Here is a 500-nt window from a genome sequence, read left to right on the forward strand (position 1 = left end):
ATCATACAGCTTGGTGTAATTGCCGGCTTGCTTGTCTTGAATTTCTAGTGAGCCATTAGAAACCGTAACACCAGCCAGGTTGATACTCCAATCTGAGCCTTCAGACTGCGATTCGCCACTTTGATCTGGTGCAGTATCATTCGGTTGCTCTGCTTGTTGAGTTTGCGCTTTCGTTAAAGCATCAATGTTCTTGCTGCCGTCTTTCTTCGTTTCAACGTAGAACTCCGCACCATCTAAAGTAATGTTACCGATTTCAAGTTGTTTGCTAAAAAGTGGTGTGACAGAAACATCAACACCGACAGTGTCGACTTTAAAAAGATTTGGCTGACTAAAACCTTGCGGGTTACGCAGTTCGGTTCTTCCCAATTCAAAACCAATTGATGGGAAGAATTGCCAACTGATATCCCCTTCAATCACCAACTCTAACCCTGTCTGTTTCTGAGCTTGCTCAACAATCAGTGGCTTAAATTGGTTTGGATTGACAAAAATAGTTAACGCTA

The 500-nt window shown here is 42.6% G+C and carries 1 protein-coding gene; it reads right to left on the minus strand.

What is annotated here, in order from left to right; genetic code table 11:
- Positions 1–500: AsmA family protein (locus tag R7P74_RS29860; RefSeq protein WP_318124363.1), on the minus strand; the 500-nt coding region annotated here is incomplete at both ends.

This window comes from Vibrio sp. 2033 (assembly GCF_033339735.1).